This is a genomic window from Mesorhizobium sp. 131-2-1, assembly GCF_016756535.1.
Taxonomy (GTDB): Bacteria; Pseudomonadota; Alphaproteobacteria; order Rhizobiales; family Rhizobiaceae; genus Mesorhizobium.
This window is the reverse complement of sequence record NZ_AP023247.1, coordinates 5,864,641-5,879,526: the sequence shown is the minus strand read 5'-3', so window position 1 is coordinate 5,879,526 and position 14,886 is coordinate 5,864,641. Positions and strand designations below refer to the sequence as shown.

At 57.9% G+C, this 14,886-nt stretch carries 13 protein-coding genes and 1 pseudogene; 5 read left to right on the top strand and 9 right to left on the bottom strand.

Translation table 11 applies throughout. The features are described from left to right. Positions 1-78: 78 nt before the first annotated feature. Positions 79-1,275 carry a pilus assembly protein TadG-related protein gene (locus JG743_RS28455; protein ID WP_202295292.1) on the bottom strand — a complete coding sequence of 399 codons (1,197 nt, stop codon included), beginning with the start codon at positions 1,273-1,275 and terminating at the stop codon, positions 79-81. 196 nt (positions 1,276-1,471) lie between these two features. Between JG743_RS28455 and JG743_RS28450 the strand changes: the two genes are divergently transcribed. Continuing rightward, a complete protein-coding gene (locus tag JG743_RS28450) occupies positions 1,472-1,756 on the top strand; it encodes a DUF768 domain-containing protein (RefSeq protein ID WP_342215682.1) in 285 nt (94 codons plus the stop codon). A 318-nt stretch (positions 1,757-2,074) separates the two neighbouring features. Here the strand turns inward: JG743_RS28450 and JG743_RS28445 are convergent, their stop codons facing one another. Beyond that, positions 2,075-2,554 carry a hypothetical protein gene (locus JG743_RS28445; RefSeq protein ID WP_202295289.1) on the bottom strand — a complete coding sequence of 160 codons (480 nt, stop codon included), beginning with the start codon at positions 2,552-2,554 and terminating at the stop codon, positions 2,075-2,077. A gap of 253 nt (positions 2,555-2,807) precedes the next feature. Here JG743_RS28445 and JG743_RS28440 point away from each other — a divergent pair, with 253 nt between their 5' ends. Beyond that, positions 2,808-3,125, top strand: coding sequence for a hypothetical protein (locus JG743_RS28440; protein WP_202295286.1), 318 nt, complete (start codon positions 2,808-2,810; stop codon positions 3,123-3,125). Positions 3,126-3,353: 228 nt separating this feature from the next. Here JG743_RS28440 and JG743_RS34295 read toward each other — a convergent pair. The 4 genes and pseudogenes from JG743_RS34295 to JG743_RS28420 all read right to left on the bottom strand — a co-directional run. Next, positions 3,354-3,734 (bottom strand): annotated as a pseudogene (locus JG743_RS34295) (hypothetical protein); the annotation flags it as partial. Positions 3,735-4,689: 955 nt separating this feature from the next. Next, a complete protein-coding gene (locus JG743_RS28430; RefSeq protein WP_202295281.1) occupies positions 4,690-5,727 on the bottom strand; it encodes a sensor histidine kinase in 1,038 nt (345 codons plus the stop codon). Further along, complete coding sequence (locus tag JG743_RS28425) at positions 5,727-7,214, bottom strand: ATPase domain-containing protein (protein ID WP_202295278.1); 1,488 nt, start codon at positions 7,212-7,214, stop codon at positions 5,727-5,729. Before JG743_RS28425 ends, JG743_RS28430 begins: the two co-directional genes overlap by 1 nt. Positions 7,215-7,690: 476 nt before the next feature. Continuing rightward, positions 7,691-8,380, bottom strand: coding sequence for a class I SAM-dependent methyltransferase (locus tag JG743_RS28420; protein ID WP_202295276.1), 690 nt, complete (start codon positions 8,378-8,380; stop codon positions 7,691-7,693). A gap of 582 nt (positions 8,381-8,962) precedes the next feature. Between JG743_RS28420 and JG743_RS28415 the strand changes: the two genes are divergently transcribed. From JG743_RS28415 to JG743_RS34610, 3 genes are all read left to right on the top strand, one after another. After that, positions 8,963-9,376, top strand: a complete 414-nt coding sequence (locus JG743_RS28415; protein ID WP_202295273.1) for a hypothetical protein — start codon at positions 8,963-8,965, stop codon at positions 9,374-9,376. A gap of 153 nt (positions 9,377-9,529) precedes the next feature. Beyond that, positions 9,530-9,871 carry a hypothetical protein gene (locus JG743_RS28410; RefSeq protein WP_202295270.1) on the top strand — a complete coding sequence of 114 codons (342 nt, stop codon included), beginning with the start codon at positions 9,530-9,532 and terminating at the stop codon, positions 9,869-9,871. 1,136 nt (positions 9,872-11,007) lie between these two features. Continuing rightward, positions 11,008-11,598, top strand: coding sequence for a cold-shock protein (locus JG743_RS34610; protein ID WP_202295267.1), 591 nt, complete (start codon positions 11,008-11,010; stop codon positions 11,596-11,598). Between the two features lie 481 nt (positions 11,599-12,079). Here JG743_RS34610 and JG743_RS28400 read toward each other — a convergent pair whose 3' ends face one another. The 3 genes from JG743_RS28400 to JG743_RS28390 all read right to left on the bottom strand — a co-directional run bounded on the left by JG743_RS28400 (position 12,080) and on the right by JG743_RS28390 (position 13,617). Beyond that, positions 12,080-12,217, bottom strand: a complete 138-nt coding sequence (locus JG743_RS28400) for a hypothetical protein (RefSeq protein ID WP_202295264.1) — start codon at positions 12,215-12,217, stop codon at positions 12,080-12,082. 743 nt (positions 12,218-12,960) lie between these two features. Beyond that, positions 12,961-13,242: a DUF6953 family protein gene (locus JG743_RS28395; protein WP_202295260.1), complete on the bottom strand. Its 282-nt coding sequence runs from the start codon at positions 13,240-13,242 to the stop codon at positions 12,961-12,963. 267 nt (positions 13,243-13,509) lie between these two features. Then, entirely contained in the window at positions 13,510-13,617 is a 108-nt protein-coding gene (locus JG743_RS28390) for a DUF1127 domain-containing protein (protein ID WP_202295256.1), read from the bottom strand. Positions 13,618-14,886: the final 1,269 nt, after the last annotated feature.

Here is a 14,886-nt window from a genome sequence, read left to right as displayed (position 1 = left end):
TATTAGCGCTGATTAATATGATGGGCAACTGTCAGCCCGAAGAAGCGAGGAGTCCCATGCCCATTCGAGTTAGGTTGGCTACTCGACCAGCTGAACGGACTGCGTCGCCGGAATGTCCTTCATCCCAAGGCTGGTGCAGTTCTGTTTGATGGTCGTGCTGCCGGACCACTGGATGGTATCGGCGACGACCTGGGTGCAGCCGCCGTTCCCTGAGAAGTTGCCGAGGTAATTGACCTGCTGCTTGGGGAAATAGATGGCGCCGGTCAAAAGCGACGTCGCCGTGCCGTTGAATGTGCTCTGCGCAGCGTTCCCCGTCCTGTCGCCATAAAACAGCACGCCGGAATAGGCGCCGGAGGTCGGCGCGCTCAGCGTCACCGTTGCGGTGCCGTTCATGCTGACGGTGTTGCTGCCCGCCATGAAGATGGTTACCCCGCTGCCGGCGACGACTGCGTTGGCGTTGACCTTCATACCGCCCTGCACGACATAGACGCCGGGCTGCAGGGTGACATTGCCCTTGAGATCCATGCCGCTGCAATAGGTTCCAGGCTGGAGCGTTTGCGTGGTTTTGTTGCCGTTGACGCTCTTGCATGGGTTGCCGCCCGTGGGCGTCGGCAGGCTGGAGAAAGGATCGGATGCGGGCAGGGCCTTGGTGAGGTTGGACTTGCAGGTCGTGGTCACCGGATTGTTCAGCACCATGCCGCCGACCGTGATCAGGCAGTCGGCCTTGAGCGTCGCCGACCCCTGCGTCCTGATGGCGTCCGCGGCCACCGAGTCCGACATGACCGAGCAGCCGGTGAGGTTGACGGTGGTGTTGCCGGAAAAGAGCGCAGCCTGGGCGGCGGACTTGTTGAGCGCCAGGACGCAAGCCTTCGAGGCGTCGTTGATGAGCGCCACCGCCCTTGCCTTCTCGGAAACGGGCGCAGAGTTAAAGATTGCCGTGAAGTAGCGGTCCAGATTCTGCTGGACGATGACCTCGACCGCTTTTTTCGCGGTGTTCGGGCCGGACAATGGCGGCGTATTGACCTGGATGGTGCCCGGCGCAACAAAGTTGTTCGAGGTTGCCGACTGGGTGGCGGCGGCGACGATGGTCGGCTTGTCGGACCCGGCGACCTTTTCCAGCGCGCCGGCATAGGCAGCGGCATCGGCCACCGCCTGCAGCTTCAGGCTACTATAGTACCAAAGCGAAGTCTCGACACCGAGGCCGGCGGCACCAACAACGAAAGGCAAGGTGAATGCAAAGATAACGGCAACGTTCGCGGTCGTGGCACCGCCCATTCTGGCCGTTATGCGCCAAATGCGACTAAGGACGTCGATTGTCATGAAGAATTAGAAAGCACGCATATATGAAGAATAGCTAAACGTCGAAGGGGTGTCGGCGTCGCTGTTGTTCAATTGCTTGCCCAAAAATCATCCTCTGCCTTAGTCTGGGATCAGACAGAACGAAGTCGGCTCTCATTTGTTCAACGGAGCCGTGGATTTCTTCCAATGTGATGGTCCAGGCGGGACCTCACGCCGCCCTCCGGCTTATGGCGAGATGAGCACACGCGGCGTCAATTTCCTGCATAAGTGGATTTCGAACAGCGTCACCGAGACCGTCGGCTCTGACATCATCTCTGTCGCTGAATTGACCCAAAACCTATTTGCCGACGCCAAGGCGCTCGGCATCGGCAGCACCGAGATCGAGAAAGAGACTGGCAGCGTTTATGAGGTGATCCTTAACGCAATCGTCCACCATGAGGCCGGCGTGGCGGATTGAGGAATGGGTGTCGCGAGGGATGAAAAACCCTCGTCCATTCGATACGGCAGGCGAGGCGGCCGCATTCAACAGACAGATGGCAGCGGCTGGCCATCCCGCTACGGTCAGGAATTGAGTTCTCCACGGGCTACCTATCCGAAAGGGATGGCCGGTGCAGTTGGGATTGCGGGTGCGCACTGCACCGGCCACTGCGGGATTAGGTAAAAGTCCCCCGCGCTGGCTAAGCTATCGGCACATTAGAACTTTCTCAATTAAGACTGAAGGCCCAAGTCCTGCGGGGCCTAATGATGGTTAACCATCCCTGCTTTCAATAGGTCGTTACTTCTTCGGTGTCTGAGGTGGCACTAGTGTGACGTAAGGTGTCCTCGGCTCCTTGCCGGGCTCCCGGTAAAACGGGGCCAACTCGCCGGGTGGTCCGAGTGATTTGATGTAGAGATAAATGGAACGCAAGTCGCTGTCGCTCATGGCCTGGACTTGGTACCAGGGCATCGGCGGCAAATTGACCTTGTTCTTGAGGTGGTCGACCCATTTGTCCTCGTTAAAGCCCATCGCCGAGTCCCTGAGGTTTGCTGCATAGGTGGTCCCCCATGGACCCTGCCAGCCAATGGAAGAGCCTTTCAAAGCTTTCTCCGGGTCAATTTTCCCATCGGCTTCACGGTATCCTTCCGTGTGGCAGAAATGGCAGCCGCCGATGATTGAAATATACAAACCGCGTTCGGCGGAAACCGCATCGGCTGCCAGCGGGCTGGAAGGCACAATGCACAGAGCGCCGGCCGCAAAAAGGTCGATTGTTCGCATATTCGCTCTCCCTGACCAATTGCCGCCCGCCCATAATACGCGAATGATCAGAGAAGCCTAATATATGCGAACGGCGCGGGACAAGAAGTCCGCTGCTTGCCCTGGCGGCGGGCCATCACGCTTCGCAGGATCGACGAAAACGCGCGCTGTCGTGGCTCACGCGCCGCTCCTGGCAGCGCTTGCGCCGTCATATCAGATAAGCCTAATGTATTTGATGATCTGGCCATTGAGGGGGTGCCTCGGCGCATCTAGGTTGGGCGCTATCATCGCCGCAGCTTGCGCTTTCGGAATGCCGTTGGCATCGGCACATGACAGCTGGTATGAAAAACAGTGCTGCCACGACGTGCATTGCGAGCCGATGGCCGATGGCACGGTTCTCGAAACAAGCAAGGGCTTCAAGCTGCCGTCCGGCCAGTCGCTGCCTTACGGCGACAGCAGGGTGCGTCAGTCACACGACATGCATTTCCATTGGTGCCATGCCCAAAAAGCAACGGCAGGCCGGCATCGTGAATTTCCTTCTGGCAACCCTGACAGCACGATCTGCCTGTACGTGCCGCCTAAGTCATTCTGACATTCTATCCAGTCCTACGGGCTGACCAGGTCGCCATAGAAAGGTCGTGCCTTTGTTCCCGTACGCTTCATAGGCAACTCGTGGCTTGGGGCTGCGGCCGCGCAAATTCCCGCTTATAAAAACAAGTTCGCAAGCGATTGGCGTCCGAGAATGTTGCGCACGTTCGAGACCTGCCACCGGCCGTTCCTTGCTGTCCGAACGCCGCGATTGTTCAAGGCGATTGCCAGCCCTGATCCGCCGAGCAAAGATTGGAACATAGGCCCCCTTGGGCATCTCGATGCCCAGCGGATCGTCGCGACCTGCTGTCAGGTAATACCGTTCGAGCGCACGACGGATCCTGCTCGCCTCTATGCGGACAACAGGGTCATTTTGGGCATCGAAAGACGCGTCGCGGCCAAAGACCTCGGTCGCTATCGAATAAGCCTTTATGCGGCTGGCGCGCCCGGTCAGCGCTTCTTCGACGATGCAGGACAGAAACTTCCGCGCCCGGTCGGGCACTTCGAAATCGGGACTGGATCGAATCCGGTCGAGTTGGGCGCGGACTTCGTCTTCGCCTAGCTGCGTCGCCGCCCCGGACCCCTCATGGACCGAATTGGCATGTTGAGCCATTCGTTCCCGTCCCTCCCTTTGCACGCCCGACTGAACACGTTCCTAAGCGCGCGTATCTCACGTAATTTACGTCTTAGCGTTGATTCAACGCAATTATTATTTTTCGCTAATATGTCGAGCCGGCCGCAGGGGCCGCCATGTTGGACACAGCCATTCACGTGATCTTAAGTTGATGTCGCATCACGACGATATTCGAAGCGATTTGCAAGTCCGCTATCCCTTTGTTCTACGGACCAAAAAACGTGCTGTTTGCTCGGGCGAGAGACGCACAAAACCGCCATCCGCCTTCGCTCGTCTATCTCGTTAAGATCTCTGAAATCGATAGCCTGGGGTTGGAACGGGCCACTCCCCAGCTCGGAGAATGTGGGCCAGGATGGAGAGCAATTTGCTCGTCTGCGACGCGAGCCGGTCCCCAGCTCTTAGCCACGGACCGCGCCAACACTGGGCTTCAGAGACCCGCACTAGCGTGCAGAGAATTGTTCGTTTCTGAGGACTGGTAGAGGAACACAAACTCGAAACCAACCTTCTCCGTCTAACGGGGCAACGCCGTCTTTTCCGGACGCGACAGTTGAAGCTCGGCCGAAGGCCGAATCTCCGCTGTGCAATTCAGCTCCGACAGGCTCTCGGAACGACGCCGAAAATATCGCAGAAGCATTTGGAACAACGCGAGCACGATGCAAAGCCACAGGCAATGGCGATTTCGGCATCTCCGTCTGCTCCAAAAGTTCGCCTGCGATAGATCTGATCTATGTTGACGAAGGGCACTCAGGCGAGCGGCTGCCGGACATCGCCAAGATCCGACGACGCTGTGTCTGGCGTCAGCCCGGGCTAGCTTTTCCCACGGGTTCAGACCCTGGCCGATACCTTGCCCGCAAAAGTTTGGAATTTCAGCGTTGGCCCGCACGTTGCTGAGCGCAAGCAACTGGATTGCTCAGCAATCCCTATTGTCTGCATTTCATACATATGGCGGCACCAGTCTTGTCCCGCGTAGCGGTAAGTCCATGACAAAACGAAAGCCATCCGGGGGATAGTCCATTTTGAGCTTGGCGTTGCATTGAACGGCGACAACCTTATCCAACAGGGTCATTCCAAAGCCCCGGCGGTTCGGCAGTTGCACCGTTGGACCATCATGCTCGGACCAATCAAGATGCACGGTGTCAGCACCCCCGTCCGAAATGATTGACCACCGGACTTCAAGCCGCCCCCGCGGGTTGGATAGCGCGCCGTACTTCGAAGAGTTCGAGGCAAGTTCATGAAATGCCATGCCAATTGGGATGGCAACATCTGCAACTAGGGGTACGTCAGGTCCCTCCAGGACGATTCGCATCGTATCTTTGGTATCATAATGGCGAAGTTGGGCCTCAAGTAAGTTGTGAAGAAGCGCGGTCTGCCAATAGTCGTCGGTCAGCATGCTGTGGGTTTCGGCCAAGGAAACGATCCTGGCCGAAAAATCTCTTACAAAATCCTCGACGTTGTCGCTTGACCTTGCTGTCGCGGTCATCATCGCCCGAACATTCGCCAGCGTGTTCTTGACCCGATGGTGGAGTTCACGGATCAGAAGTGTTTGGCGTTTCGCCACTTCCTGCGTCTGCTCCACAAAGGCCTTGACCTCCAGTTGCCTCGCGCGGGCGCGCAGCGCCGAACGCACGCAGTTGGTTAGGCTCGAAGCGAGGAAAGGTCGTTCTAAAACAACCAGATAGCGATCGAGGAATGCAAGGCGGCCATCGAATTCGGTGCCGCGCATGGTGAGGAGTATGACGGGGAAATCCGACCATGCCGGCTGGTCCTCAAGCCAGGCCGCAAATGCAGTCCTGTCGGCAGTGAGCAAGGCCTCTTCCGCAACAACGAGACCATGCGCGTTTTCCAGGAGCGGCAATGCCTCGGACAATTTGGAGCAAACAACGGCCGAAATCCCTGCAGCACGAAGAATTGCGGCCGCAATTTTCGCGTCGCGCCCGGTTGGGGCCAGTATCAGAATTTCGGGAGCCAGCATCAAGGCGTATCGTTGGCAAGGAGATCGGCTTCTTTACCCAGGTATGACGGCACTCCCGTCAAAATGCCCCGGAATTGTCCAAGCGGCTCGCCCACGACCAGTCCCGAGGCGCCTATCCTGAATTCGCGGATTGTGTCCTCGTGTGGACCGACGCGCTTCTTGACCACCGAAATCGCCCGCCGCAAGCGGCCGTCACTTTCAAAGAACCGCAGCAACATGACTGAGTCGCACAGATACGTCATGTCGACTGGTACGGCCATCTGACCGATAAGCCCGTGATTGGCCAAGAGCAGTATGGTGACAATGCCCTTTTGGTTGAGATATGTCAGAATCTCGTGCATCTGCAGCACCAGATGTTGTTCCTCTGACAGGGCGTTGAGGTAGCCAGTTAGGCTGTCCACCACCACTATGCGTGCATCGCCCTGCTCGACAGCCGACTGGATTCTTGACGATAGTTCGCCGGGAGAAAGTTCGGCAGGATTCACTTTTTCGAGCAAAAGAAGGCGCTTATCCACGAAAGGCTGAAGATCCAGCCCAATACCAGCGGCACGGGCAAGGAATATCCGCTTTGTCTCGTCAAACAACAGCACCAGCACACTTTCGCCACGCATCAAGCCTGCATGACAAAAGGTTGACGCCACTGTCGACTTGCCGACCCCCGATGGCCCAATGAGCAACGTGCTGGTCCCCCGCGCCAAGCCGCCGCCTAAGAGGGTGTCAACCGAACTGTCACTTCGAGCGGGCGAGCTTACTTCACCTGTATCATGATCACCGGCCACTAACCGCGGGAAAACAATTACCCCTCCTGGACGAATTACAAAGTCATGGAAGCCCCCACGGATTTCGACGCCTCGCATCTTGATGACACGCAGACGGCGGCGCTCGCCGCCATAGGTGGGAGATAATTGCTCCATTCTGATGACGGCGTGGCTAATTGAATGCAGGTTTAGATCGTCGTGCTCGGCGGTCAGATCATCGAGCAAGAGGACGGTTGCGTTACTGAGCAGAAAGTAGCTCTTTAGAGCCAGAACTTGGCGCCGGTAGCGCAGCGACCCTTGGGAGAGTAATCGGATTTCGGAAAGAGAGTCGAAAACCACCCGGTCAGGCTTTAGCCGTTCAATTTCGGCCAGAGCTGACTGCACCGTCTCACTCAGCTCGAGGTCCGATGAATGAACTAGCGTTTGGAGTTGGGACGAATCCATGCTCAGCTCCGGAGGGACCAGTTCCAGAAGGTCTATTCCGTCGAGTGACAGCCCGTGCCGAGCGGCGACCGAAAGGAGTTCCCGCTTGCTTTCCGACAGCGTAATATAGAGGCACCTTTCGCCCTTTCTGGCACCTGCTACAAGGAACTGAAGCCCCAGCGTCGTTTTGCCAGAGCCCGGTCTGCCTTCGATCAAGTGAGACCTATATCGCGCGTAGCCGCCCCGAAGCACGTAGTCGAGACCCTGTACGCCAGACGAGATTGGTGTTGCGTCATTGTTGTCCAAGATGTCCTCGCCGGATAATAGTGCACCCCATAACGACTTAGATTTCAGTCGGTTCCCGCAGCGAAATCGGGGGATACTCGTTCGGCGGTGCCCAATTGTGATCTCCGTCTTCCCATAACCCTGGAGAAAGTGGGGTCGGGCGCCCCACGGATATTCAAAAATCCGGACCAAACGCTGGTGTGAAGCGGCGCGTCCCGGGGGCCCGGACGGGCCAGCCTGCGCGGCTTATTTGACTGCGGAGGAAGTTCAACGACGTCCCGCGTGCACGTCGACTTAGCTCGCTAGCCTATCGGCCCGCCCTTTCGCGAGCTTACGCACCTCTGCGTCATAAGGCCGTCGCGGTCGGACCGTGATTGTTCGTCGAGAGCCTATCCAAGGCGACATGCACTTTTCTGAGCACCGGCTAATCCATGCCGCTACCGAAAAAAGAGGCTTCCCCGATGGAACCGCCTTTGAGGGTAGCAGTCCTTACCAAATTAGTGACGGAACCGGTAGACGCGTGCCAATCTGTTCGGCACTATCATCAATTCGTCCGCAGTTCTGAAACCGGCCTCGCGGCCCATGCCAATCCAAGTCGCGGCCGTCTCGGCATAGTCGGATGCGCGGCAGTGGCTCTCAAAGGCCGCGAACTCCTCGTCAGAGATCGTCGCCCACTCGGTCCTCATCTGATGAAATCGCTCCAGCCATCCCTCGCGATCTTCGCCCTCGAGGCGCGTTGGCTCCCAAATCAGCAAAAGACCATCTCGCGGCAATAGGTCTCGGATTTTGCGCATGAAGATCCTCTTATCCGGCGCAAGAAGATGATGCAGGGACTGACCAATCCATACAACGTCGAGCGGTCCCTTCCAATAATCGATGGCCGCAACGAAATCTCCGCAACGCAGTTCGACCGGACAGGTGAGTGGGGTAAGCGCTTCCTTGGCTGCGTCGAGCGACGGTTGGGATATGTCGATCCCGATGTAGCGTGTGACGTTACTGCCGGCCAGTGCCGCTGCTGAACCGGTAGCGGTGCCGCAGGCTAGATCGGCAAAGACGAAGCCACCCAAAACCTCCCCAAGCAGAACTTGCCGCAACTTTTCGTAGACCTCCCTATGGGCCATATAGTTCGCCGCGACCACCTTTTGGTATGTTGCAAGACCCTTCTCGAATAACTCCTGGTCGGACATCCCGGCCCCTCCTCAAGACGAGCATTTCTCATACTGTATATTCGCTGCGCTTAGATCCTCCGAGGCATCCAATTGCTGGCGCCGCATCGGCTCGGTGTCGCTGCAATATTAGAAAATAGCTTAAAGAATGTCTGCATTTTACGGCGGGCTGTCTCGAAAGTCGATTCCAGACATCTTGGTCCGAATTTGCGCCACACGACGGGTGTCATCGCGGCCACGCCCGGCGACGGCAAGGCGATCGCGGGGGGAGCGATCGGCGTTGCGCAGTACCGACGCGAACTGGCGCATCCGGTCAAGTCTGAACGAGACGCTTGGCGAAGCCCCAACGCTGTCGTGTATCATCGATAGGGCAAACCGCTACCAGCAGAATCTTCAGGCGCGTACCACGCGGCAACCGTGTCCATACCCGTTGCCTCGTTGAACGTGCGCACCAGCACAGGGGAAGCGCGCTCCCGAGACTTGAAACCGGACCAGCATTGCGCGAACGCACAAGGATTCGTGACGATGCGTCCGTGGCTGTTCACGCTTTTGGGGTTAGGACGTACCCGAGTGGACGAGCAGGGCAGGCAGCGGTGGTAGGCATTGCTTGTGCTGCCTGCCGACGGCTCTACCTCCCGCTTCGCTGCGCTTGCGCTGCCATATCAGGCGCAGCTAATATTAATCATGACTTGGCTATGGAGCGAGCGCGGCGGCGCATCCGGGTTAGGCGCCATTATCGCCGCAGCCTTCGTTTGCGGACAGTCGGTATCGGCCCATAGCTGGTACGAAGAACAGTGCTGCCAGGACAAGCACTGCGAGCCGATGGCAGATGGCACCATTCGCGAAACAGGGAAGGGCTTCAAGGTGCCGTCCGGTGAGTTGCTGCCGTTCGCGGACAGCAGGGTGCGTCCGTCACAAGACATGCATTTCCATTGGTGCCATTCCCGAAAAGCATGGGCAAACCAACATCGTGAATCACCGACGATCTGCCTATACGTGCCGCCTAAGTCATTCTGACATTCTGTCCAGCTAGTAAGGGGCCCAGCTGCTCCCTGTGAAGTCGAATCGCCTTTTCTGCATTAGCGATTGCTAAATTGGTGTATAGCTGGCCTCGACGACAACGGTCGCCGTTTGGGGACCAATCCGGTGCATGGGGTCGTAACACGGCACATGGCGGAGCTGGCAGGCGTGATAGCCGCGGCTGCAGCGCTGGAAGATGGTTCTGCACTTGCTCACGACGCTGACAGCCATTGGGCCTATCCACTGGCTTGCTGCCACGGTGATCAGGTCACGGGTGAGTGCGGAAAGATCCCCAGCATGACCGTGACACCGCGACCCGATGGCTACGTGATCATCTTGCGGCCGGGCGACCATCAAAAGGTCACTCATCAAAACCGGTACTTCGTTCCCTACGACAGCGTCATCCCGTCCGGCGACGACAATTTCCACATCTGTCTGCATCCGACCGAGGAAGACGAGAACTGCTTCTTCGCGCCGGCAGATGCCATATAGCCCCTAGCACTCAGCTTTGATCGGATTGCCGTGCTTGCGTCCTCGATGGCTTCGGCGGCTTGCCTCCAGTGCGATCTCCAAGAGATCTTCGGTGGTCTGGATAGATAGGATGCCAAGAGGCTCTTTGTCGTCCTTGATAGTGCTGACGCGTGGGGCTTGGGGGCGGCCGACAAACCCGCCAATCCATTCAAGGGGACGTAGGGAATGGCCGGTTCATCTCCGGGGTCTAGGGGGTGAGAACTGCACCGGCCATCGCGGGATTTGGGCTACCCCGCGATGGCCAACTTATAAGCATATTAGAACTCGCTCAATTAATACTGAATGCCTATACCCGTTGGGTCTAAAGGGGTGACTGGCGCACAGGTCCTGTGCCGTTCCACCGGATGAACGCGACTTCCTTCCCGGTCACTTCCCGCACGGTCTGCAACAGCGCCTCATGCAAAACCTGGAGCGAGCGGTAGTGATCGCAGTGCGCGATATCAACGGACCGACGATGCTTAGATGCAGCGGCTCCGCTGCCGCCAGAAACTGGCCTAGTTGCTCCGGTGATGGCTGCTTGGGTTTGTTGCGCCTAACGGGCACATGCGGCGGACGCATTTCCGGGGGAAGGGGCGGCCCGGCACCTGTGGCGGGGTTGTGGCCAGAAGTGCCGAGCCTGACCGCCAGTACCGGCAAGTGGGCTTCGACGGGGCCGGCTTTAAGGAATATACTCGACAGCTAATATAAAGGGAACAAAATGCTGCTTCCAGGAGCGCGCCAGACACTTCGGCGGCGGAGCGGCTAGCACGAGCGCGCGCTGGCGAGGCGCTTCTAGCAGCCGACCGTTAGCCTACCATGACCGGGTCGGCAGTAAACAGACCTGGCGACGGGGCTCGTTTCGATCGTGCGGGACCAACGCTGGGTCAGCGAGACAAATAATGTTCTAGATCGGACCGGTAGAAACTAACCGGCGCCTGGTCGCTCGGCTGCAGTTATCCCGTCACGCACCCCCCCCGACGGGGCCGCGCACTTCCGCCGAAGTTCAACGCCCCTGATCACCGAGTGCGCCAGGAACACCAAACGGCGTTGATTGGTCGGCCTTGCTACCATTATGATAGACGACGCACAGTGCTTTCGCTTACGCCAGTCGAGACGACATGAGCAGATACAAAGACCATCGCAGGCCCCATCGGCATAGAGATGAGGAAGAGCCGTTTCCTTTTGCGGAGGCGGGTTTTGTGCCCAGCTTCTTTCAGCGCCCATCTGCCGCGGCCGCGAAGCCTCTAGAGGCGCAGGTGAAGTGGTTCAACGCAAGCAAGGGATTTGGTTTCGTCAAAGTAACAGACGGCACGGAAGCCTATCTATCCCTGCGCGTGTTGGAAGCGGCCGGAAGCCGCAGTGTGGCGGAGGGAGCGCGTCTCAAGGTTACCTTGGAAGAGACGCGAAAGGGGCATCAGGTTGCGCAAGTGTTACAGATCACAGAAGAGCTTCATCCGCCGACACAGGCGAGTGCCGCTGAAACATCCCTGATACGACCGCGCGAGGAAGCCGCGGGGACTGTGAAGTGGTACAACCGCGAAAAAGGGTTTGGCTTCATTGCTCCTGAAACCGGAGGGAAGGACGTTTTCGTCCATGCCTCCGCGCTATCCCGCTCAGGGCTGAGCGCGCTGGTAGAGGGTCAGAAAGTGGTCTTCGAGCAAGGGCAGGGCAAGAAAGGCACTGAGGTCCAAAGCGTCCGCCTTGCTTAGCCCCACGCAGCATCCGGAATGGCCCATCGCGTCATTTAGCTGCTCTGCAAACGTTGGTCGCTGTCGGTGCATAGCGGACTCCAGCAAGCCGTCGGCCCGCTGATTTATGGGTTCACGGCCTAGTCTAGTTGGGAAAAACCTACTACTCCGCATCTTCTTCGCGTCGGGGGAATCAGGCGCAAGTCGACATCTAACGTGAGCTTCACGGGCTCTTTGTCGGGATTGATCCGGTTCCGCCGTAGGGACTAAATTTGCGCTCATCGCAGCCACGATAGCGAGTTTCACCAAAGCTCGCGAAAGCCAGCCTATGGGATCGAGCTCGCAAGGGATACCGCCAGTACAGCGCATCCTGTGGCTCGCCTTCGCGCTTTCCGCTGGCGTGGTGCTGGCGCTAGTGATGGCGGTTCTAAACCGACAAAGCTCACTTGCAGACCGGGCTATTGCTTGCGCTTCTCCATCTCGCGGTAGATTAGCACGCGCATCACCATTTCAGGGCTACCCGCTGGCGCCTTGGCAATTTTGCTTCAAGCGCTTGAAGCTTGAGATCATTAAGGTCCGCCAGATGGTCCTTGATCGCCTCGCGGAGTTTCGCGACCAACTCAACCGCAACGATATACATACGCAACGCCTCCCATATCATGGGATGCTAATGTACACTGTTCGCGGCTCTGTCATATGTCAGTTTTGCTAGAGAAAAAAGCCCGGCGCGGGGGTGGCTAACCGGGCTTTCCTCTGGACAGGCGTCGCTCTGTAGCGACCCGGCTAAGCTAAATTAGAATGCTTGAATAAATCGTTGCCGATTAAGCCCCAAGTGAGCGTGTTGAGGCGCCGCACTGGCGCATCGTCCTGACAACGAAGGACAAGGCCAAGGCGCAGGCCTGGGCAAGGGAGATCGGCGACAAGGTGAGTGTCGAAGAGATCTCGCCGAAGCCGAAAGATAGTGCCGAAGGCCAATCTCGCACTGACGCGAAACCTAGTGGGAGCACTCCTAAAATTTGAGGCTACCGAAGGAATTTGAAATCGCTTCGTCTGGCTACCCGGTTTTTATTGCCAGAGGCCGATCTGCAGGTTTCGTTCCCTGAGGAGCTCGATTGCGCTCTCCTGGTCGCCGCACTGACTCAGTCTAAGGCGCCCGCCGCAAAGCTCGACGTGAGCTTCTGGGGCGACAGACCTTTATTTCCCCATGCCAGAAGATCAAAGCATCGCGAAGGCCATGCAGCAAGTCCAAGATCTGCTCCTGGATCGCTTACCTCGCGGACAAGTTGGACGCTACCGCATCGGCCTGTCACGACACGGTCATTGCAGAGCGCCGCGTGACAGCAAACGGATCAAGTCGCCAAGTTGGCGACGCGGCCCGATGCCTCACGGTGGCGGGCTTTTCAATACGGATTGCACTCGACCAGGCTCGTCGCCTTCATACCTCCTTCTCCAGTATCGACTTGATGGAATCCAAACGACGTCAGGCGTCAATTTGTTGAAGGCCGCCAAGACGCCAGCCTTGATGGTCAAGTTGCCATGCCCGTTGAAGTAGACGTGATCTTCTCCGAATTCGATATGAAGATAGTAGGCGGCCTCATCCTGCTGGACCTTGCCGTGCTTGTTCAGCATTTTCACCATCAAAGCGGCCGCATCGGCAGCGCTCATTGGTACCCCCCTATCCCGTGGACCGACCGATAGTCGCAGGAAAGAATTGGCACTGCAATTGGCGCCGTGTTCGGCAGACGTGGGCTCAGGTGGCGAGCTTTCGTTATCTTGTAACGGAAAAGTCACGCAGCCTGAATATGCATTGGTTCAACCGGCGCGAGCTTTGTTATCCAGCGAAGCGAGGCGCACCGTTATTTTGCCGGGCCAAGGGGACTTGCCCGCCTCCTCCCGAACTAGCGCCCGGTGCCTCTGGTGGCGGGCTTTTTGTCAGCCCACCGCCCTCCGACCGGACAGCAGGCGCGTGGTCTCGATCTCATCGCGGGAAATCCCGATGTCGCTGAGCAGGTCGTCCGGTGACTCGCTCAGCTCGTCCATTGTCTTCAACTGCGCCCTCTGTTCGGCTCGATGATGGAGCCAATCGACAAGGGGACCAACTGCTACCAGAGGAAGAAGGTTCACAATCGTAGGAAGGTTCACAAGCATCGGAGCGCTCTCTTCACCGCTGGCGGAAAAACTACACGCACAAGCTAGACAGATGCATTGATGCGTCTGTGACAAACCTCACAGACCGTTCAGCAAAACTGCCCGGCTGCCGCTCGGTATAGCCCTTTCTAACTCCACGCAGGCCGAAGAACCGCATTCGCCCGACTCGACAAAGCCGAGAGGGATATTGGTCAAAAATTGAAGCGATGGAAGGTTTTTAGCTAAGTACTAGAAATTGCTGGTAGACGGAGAGGAACGGTCTTCCAACCTTCTCCACACGACTGGAAACAACCTGAGGGTATGGTCCTCGAAGCGGATTGCGGAGATCGCATCCTCGTGCGACCCGTCGTACGGCAGAGAGCACTCCGCATTGCCGTAGCCCTTCGATCGCAGCCACTCGAGATGGGCTACCAACGGCTGACGGACCGCCTTATCGTAGTCCAGCACGCGGATCTCGCGACCTACGTATTGAACGATCCAGATTGCGTCGCATCTCTGACGCCGATATCCCAAAAGGCCTTCATCGAGAGCAGGGAATCGCGAGCAACTTTGCCAATTCGGCCTTCGTAGCGAGCCGCGGTCAACGAGGCGGCGTAGTAGTAGTAGGCCAGAGGGAGGCCACGGGCAAGGCGAGAGCGGCGGTGACCGCCTGCCACTCCTAGTTCTCGGCTATGTGACGGAGCGGCGGGAAGGCCTGGCTCGGTTTTTCAGCAACGATCTCCGCGGAGGTCGCAAGCGGCGCACGGCAGGGCGCAGCCACGAGATAGTGATCGACTTTCCGGTTCACGCCTCGTCGCCTACCTCGGGAAGCTGCAAGCGGGTAGTATCGCGGGGTAGGTAAACCTCATCAAGCGGCGGGGATTTGAAAGTTGAACGCTCGTGAGCACAGTCCGATGCGCCTCCGCCAGCACGAGATGAATCTGCAAGCGCCTCCGAAGGACGATCCACAGGTTGAAGCGCAGGCCGATCAGGAGGAACTGCGGCTCCGGACGTTACCTTCAGTTGCGGAGATCGGTGAGCACTCGTGCGGCTGGAGGCGGCTTAGGAGCGCCTCGTCTGACACTACTGGTGCCGGAGTTAGTCGACCATTCTCGACGCCTCCAATTATGCTATTTTGCTGAGTGGAAGCGCGAAGTCGTAATGGCAGCTGGTTGTGAAGGT

What these genes read in the sequence shown, in the direction of transcription:
- JG743_RS28395 (WP_202295260.1), bottom strand. Translation starts at nt 13,242, where the DNA reads ATGAGCGCTGCCGATGCGGCCGCTTTGATGGTGAAAATGCTGAACAAG.
- JG743_RS28420 (WP_202295276.1), bottom strand. Translation starts at nt 8,380, where the DNA reads ATGTCCGACCAGGAGTTATTCGAGAAGGGTCTTGCAACATACCAAAAG.
- JG743_RS28410 (WP_202295270.1), top strand. Translation starts at nt 9,530, where the DNA reads ATGGCGGAGCTGGCAGGCGTGATAGCCGCGGCTGCAGCGCTGGAAGAT.
- JG743_RS34610 (WP_202295267.1), top strand. Translation starts at nt 11,008, where the DNA reads ATGAGCAGATACAAAGACCATCGCAGGCCCCATCGGCATAGAGATGAG.
- JG743_RS28445 (WP_202295289.1), bottom strand. Translation starts at nt 2,554, where the DNA reads ATGCGAACAATCGACCTTTTTGCGGCCGGCGCTCTGTGCATTGTGCCT.
- JG743_RS28400 (WP_202295264.1), bottom strand. Translation starts at nt 12,217, where the DNA reads ATGTATATCGTTGCGGTTGAGTTGGTCGCGAAACTCCGCGAGGCGATC.
- JG743_RS28430 (WP_202295281.1), bottom strand. Translation starts at nt 5,727, where the DNA reads ATGCTGGCTCCCGAAATTCTGATACTGGCCCCAACCGGGCGCGACGCG.
- JG743_RS28390 (WP_202295256.1), bottom strand. Translation starts at nt 13,617, where the DNA reads ATGGACGAGCTGAGCGAGTCACCGGACGACCTGCTCAGCGACATCGGG.
- JG743_RS28455 (WP_202295292.1), bottom strand. Translation starts at nt 1,275, where the DNA reads ATGGGCGGTGCCACGACCGCGAACGTTGCCGTTATCTTTGCATTCACC.